This window comes from Marinobacter sp. SS8-8 (assembly GCF_030540945.1).
GTDB lineage: Bacteria > Pseudomonadota > Gammaproteobacteria > Pseudomonadales > Oleiphilaceae > Marinobacter.
The window spans coordinates 1-3,356 of sequence record NZ_JASSVN010000041.1; the positions used below are offsets into that span (position 1 = coordinate 1).

Annotated in this window: 4 protein-coding genes; all 4 read right to left on the reverse strand. The window is 47.6% G+C overall.

What is annotated here, in order from left to right:
* Nucleotides 1-197 precede the first annotated feature (197 nt).
* The gene (locus QPL96_RS19170) at nucleotides 198-773 is read right to left on the reverse strand and encodes a cytochrome b/b6 domain-containing protein (protein ID WP_092030131.1); all 576 of its coding nucleotides are present in this window, start codon (nucleotides 771-773) and stop codon (nucleotides 198-200) included.
* Nucleotides 774-880: 107 nt separating this feature from the next.
* Complete coding sequence (locus QPL96_RS19175) at nucleotides 881-1,570, reverse strand: VIT family protein (RefSeq protein ID WP_092030132.1); 690 nt, start codon at nucleotides 1,568-1,570, stop codon at nucleotides 881-883.
* 469 nt (nucleotides 1,571-2,039) lie between these two features.
* Nucleotides 2,040-2,417, reverse strand: a complete 378-nt coding sequence (locus QPL96_RS19180; protein ID WP_303288880.1) for a hypothetical protein — start codon at nucleotides 2,415-2,417, stop codon at nucleotides 2,040-2,042.
* Nucleotides 2,418-2,858: 441 nt separating this feature from the next.
* Nucleotides 2,859-3,218: a VOC family protein gene (locus tag QPL96_RS19185; protein ID WP_041656710.1), complete on the reverse strand. Its 360-nt coding sequence runs from the start codon at nucleotides 3,216-3,218 to the stop codon at nucleotides 2,859-2,861.
* Between the last annotated feature and the right edge of the window lie 138 nt (nucleotides 3,219-3,356).

A 3,356-nucleotide genomic window follows, 5' to 3' on the forward strand; every position in this document is an offset into this window, starting at 1 on the left:
CATAACGACCGCCATAACGACCGCCACCATGATGGCCTCCCATCGTGTGACGTAAAAGATCCTTAAAAAAACCCATCTTCAACCTCCTTCAGTCATTGAACCAACTATCTGCCGCCCAACGTTTTGCTCAGCGGCAATTTAAAGTGGTACGTTTTTGCGAATGCAAAACAAGTGCCGCTTTAAATTGTCCGCTGGAGCTATTTGTTAGCAGCTTTTTGTTCTTTGTAAGTAATATAAATATGTATTAAGCCCATACCTCCGTGACCAATCACATAGACTTCTATTAATCCGGTAAATATTTCGTGAAATTCCTTGGCATCACTAGCTTGCGTAGGATTGTACGACCATAATATAAACCAAGTCGCGCCCGATAATACAACTAATAATAACGCACCTATACCGAGCCCTTGAATTACAGCTGCGAGTCCTTTTGGTGATGCATCTGGAATTTGTAATGATTTCAATTTTCTTAGATCTGATGTTATTTGAGTAATGTCACCTGATAGGTAAGGATAAAAATATGATAATCCATGTTTCGATAGTTCAATCATTGTAAATGCAAGAGCAAGCACTACAAGCAACAAGCCTATGCTTATATGTGCCCACGTACTATAATTTTCAATTAAATTTTGGCCTATTACTCCTTCATCGTTAATTTCAATAAAGTTACTCAAGATTATTTGGAGTAATACCAAGAGCAGTATTGAATAGTGCAGATAACGTATTAATGGTGTGAGCTTTACCGTAAAATAGTTCCGAATTGTTTTAAGCATATCAATCGCCTTAGCTTTTCTTTAAATAAAAATGTCTCTGAATATTTTACTGCTAACAGCTGTATTAGCTGTATCTAAAAACATGAGTGCTAATACCAAATTCGGCATTATGCTATCACGCCAAATATTCGACCTACTCCTGCTGTTAGTGCCATTGCGAGCGTACCCCAGAACGTAACTCTGATAGCACCGACAGTTATTGGTGCGCCACCTGCACGCGCCGCAATACCGCCAAGAAGGGCAAGAAAAAGCAGAGAGGATACTGCAACAAGAAGAATGAGTAAGTTAACTGGTACAACCCAAGCAATCACCAATGGAAGTGCAGCACCAATTGTGAAGGTGCCTGCTGAAGAAAATGCGGCTTGAACTGGCCGAGCATTCCCATTCTCTGAGATGCCTATTTCATCTCTAGCATGCGCTCCTAGAGCGTCATGCTCCATAAGCTGGTCAGCTACTTGCTGTGCTAGTAATGGATCAACACCTCTTCCTTCATATATTTTCGCAAGTTCATTTTTTTCAAACTCAAAATCTTCTTCTAAGGATTTCTTCTCAAGTGTGAGATCTGCATTTTCAGTATCTGACTGAGAGCTGACAGATACATACTCTCCTGCAGCCATAGACATAGCACCTGCCACTAAACCAGCAACACCAGCTAGAAGAATACTATCATGGGTAGTACTTGCAGCTGCAACACCAATAATAAGACTCGCAGTTGAAACTATTCCGTCATTTGCGCCAAGTACTGCTGCACGTAACCACCCTACACGATGTGATCTATGGATTTCTTTATGGCTCATATTATTTCCCAATGATTGTATTGCAGCTAACGCTGAAGCACAGCGGCGCCCTGACAAGGGCGTCCGGTGGCCGTAGGCCACGAACTGCTGCGACTGGTTAGATGCCGGAGCTGCCCGGCAATTTATTGCGGCACCCAATGCTGAATGCCTACTCCCGATACTTTGCACCAGCGCAACCCATGGCGCTAGGAACCAGAACACTGAACAAGCGGAAACTGCACGATGTTTACGCCGGATAGCCCCGCGACACAGACACCCAAAGGGCCGCAAAAACCGTTGCCAGACTGAAGGCTGTGTTTTGCCCGAAACCAACTGCCAAACCGCGCCCGAACACCGAACCCAAGAACGCGGGAGCCAGGCATTTAACGCCGTTGTTCAGCGGCAGCCTTGGCAGAGCGAAGCGGCGACAAGGCTGTCCGGTGGAGGGCCGTCAGGCCCGGAACGAACTGGAACTATTGGTTAGGCATGATCACTGCCGTGCGCGACTACAGACGAACGCAGCCAAATCATCCTTGCTTGAACCTGACATAAGCTCAGTCCACTGGACATTGTCGTACATTTTGATATTCGATTGGCTACCTTCACCATACCCCAAGTCCTGATAACGCCTGTTAGCGCAATCGATGCGTGTCGCTGAATATCCATGGCTAGATGCACTTACCCTACTATGCACCGTCCGCAGATACTCCCCATCAGATTCGGTATTGATGAGATAATAGCTGGCCTTTTCGGACGCGCTTCTTGGGATTAATTCTCCTTCTGCAACGGACTGCGAGGATGAATTATCAGAACATCCGACCAACAGCGCGACAGCAATAATCAACGTAAATAGTCTGAATCCCTTCATGGAGTCTCCTGTTCGATTGCCTAACGCTGAGGTAACCGGCGCCGGAGCGCAGCGGAGGGAACCAAAAGCGCCACGCTTTTGGCGTCCGGTTGACCGACTGGTTAAGGGCCGGTTACCCGATTACTTATTTTGGCACCCAATGCTGAATGCCCACTCCCGGTACTGTGTACTAACTTGATCCATGGCGCCAGGAACCAGAACACCGAATGGACGGAAGCTGACCAATGAATACGCCGGATTGCCCCGCGACCTGAACACCGGAATAGCGGCTAAAACCTTAGCCGAACCGGGGGGCTGTTTACTTGCGAGGCCAAACACCGGAACCGACACCAAACACCAAACCCAAGAACACTGGAGCTAGGCCTTTAACGCCCGCAGCATGCGCGGCTTTGGAATGGAGGCGAAGCCGCAATGGAAAAGACGTCGCCGTGCCTGCGATGGTTATGCATTTGGCTCTGACCAGACGGCATATTCATTGCCATTTGGATCACTGAAATGAAAACGGCGACCACCCGGGAACGGGAAAATATCTTTGACGATTTTTCCGCCAGACAACTCTACTTGCTCGAGGGTTACTTCCAAGTCAGTGCTAAAAAGGACGACCAATACACTTCCAGTATCAGTTGTGGCCACATTGTCTGACTTGAAGAATCCACCATCCAGTCCCGCGTTCTCGATCGCTACGTACTCTGGACCATAGTCTACAAACGTCCACCCAAATGCATCACCAAAGAACCTTTTTGTGGCTTCAAGATCCTTGGCGGGAATCTCAACATAATTGATCTTTCCGGTCTCTTTCACAGCTTCCTCCTTGATGCATAACGCTGAGGTAACCGGCGCCGGAGCGTCAGCGGAGGGAACCAAAAGCGCCACGCTTTTGGCGTCCGGTTGACCGACTGGTTAAGGGCCGGTTACCCGTTGTTTTGTATTGGCACCCAG